A 1,905-nucleotide genomic window follows, 5' to 3' on the forward strand; every position below is an offset into this window, starting at 1 on the left:
AGTAAAATACAGTGTAGCTTCAGGAAATTACTCTGACTCTGTTACAACTACTTCCACACAAACCACAATTAATGGTCTTGAAGCCGAAACGAATTATTATGTGAATGTGTACGCGATGAATGCAGAAGGCTCTGGAGATCTGGGTACAGAGACTTCTGCTACTACACAAGCACAACCTGTATTAGGAGATAAAATAGAAGGTAAATTCACTCCTAAAAATGGAAAGACTATGTTGGCCATCGGTCAGGATTTGGCGGCAATGTCGGGATACAGAGAAGGTAATATGCCAGAGCCAGCAGCAGCTGTAGCATACGTTTCTTTCTTTATGTTGACACAAGACAATTACGGAATAAACTATGGTGCAACAGGTATGGATAATGCCGGTAACTTTACTGGAGTTGATACAGATTGGGGTTCAGGACCTTTGAATGCATCAAGCACTGCATTAGGTTGGGATCAATCGGCGTTGATTATTGCAATGTCAATCACAGAAAACTGGAACCTGAACGGATTACAAGGAATTGCAAACGGTCAGTATGAGCAACATATCGATAAATTAGCATTATTCTGTAATACATTCCCTGACAAGAAAATTTACTTGAGAATTGGTTATGAGTTTGATGGACGTTGGAATTCTCAAGAAACAGCGGGAGGCGATTATCCAGCAGGATATCACAAACAAGACGAGTATAAAGCAGCATGGCGTCATATTGTAGATGGAATGAATGCAAGAGGTGTTGACAATGTGGCTTACGTATGGCAGTCATCTACTTCACCTGTAGACGATGTATTGGACGGTTACTTCGGTAATGGCGGTGATTTAGCAGCGGCAAGAGAAGATATTTCAGGTTGGTATCCTGGAGATGAGTATGTGGATTGGTGTGGAATCTCTTGGTTTATTTCACCCACAGAAGCATCTACTTACTTTGGATTTGACGATGTGCCTAACTTACCAAATCAAGATGACTTAGCAGATGAAATGTTAGCTTTTGCTAGAGAGCACAATAAGCCTGTAATGATTGCAGAGGCAACACCACAAGGTTATGATTTCGAGATCTCAGAATATGATCCTACGCCAAGCATGATTTCAAGAGCATCAACAGGATATACTTACGAAGGTGCTAAAACATTATTCACTGATGGGTTGAGTGCAGCAGAAGAGCAGTTCGCTCCTGGTACATGGTTTGGTAATTATGATGCACAAGAAGCATGGGACAGATGGTTTACTCCTTTCTTAGATTACATTCATGCTAATAGCGATGTAATCCGTTCAGTAACTTATATCAATGCTAATTGGAATACCCAAGCTAAGTGGGCAGATCCTTACAATGAAGGTTATTGGGGAGATACAAGAATCGAAGCCAATCCAGCAATTAAAGCTTTATGGTTAGAAGAAACTAATTCTGATTTCTGGTTATTGGGAAGTCCTTCTATTGCAGAAGAGTTGTATGGTGAGGTCAGCAACGCAAGAACGGTTTCATTAAAAGAAGAATTGGAAAGTGCAGAAATAGTACTTTATCCAAACCCAGTAAAAAATATTCTTAGTCTGAAAGGCATGAAGGAAATTCCAGCACTGCAGCTGTATTCTACACAAGGTGTACTGCTTATGGAAGATAAAGGATATTCATTGGATGTTTCAAAATTAACTCGTGGACTTTACATCTTGAAAATCAATAACAAATTGATGAAAAAGGTAATAATTGAATAAATCAATTGTGAAGTACATATTTTAATAATGAAAACTCTCCATGCACATTATTTGTATGGAGAGTTTTTTCTCTATATCTTAAATTAAGTACTAAGTACTAAGACAAAATTATATAACACTTATTCATATTATTTTTTCTGATTACTGCCTTTAAAAAACTTTAAATAGAACCACTATTTATACGTTTTTCAGCGTTG

General features: G+C 38.0%; 1 protein-coding gene. It reads left to right on the forward strand.

Annotation, left to right across the window (positions count from 1 at the left end):
* Nucleotides 1-1,708 (forward strand): T9SS type A sorting domain-containing protein (locus tag AVL50_RS00410; RefSeq protein ID WP_062614504.1); only part of this gene is annotated, 1,708 nt, incomplete at its 5' end.
* Between the last annotated feature and the right edge of the window lie 197 nt (nucleotides 1,709-1,905).

Origin of the sequence: Flammeovirga sp. SJP92, from assembly GCF_001583495.1 — a bacterium.
Taxonomy (GTDB): domain Bacteria; phylum Bacteroidota; class Bacteroidia; order Cytophagales; family Flammeovirgaceae; genus Flammeovirga.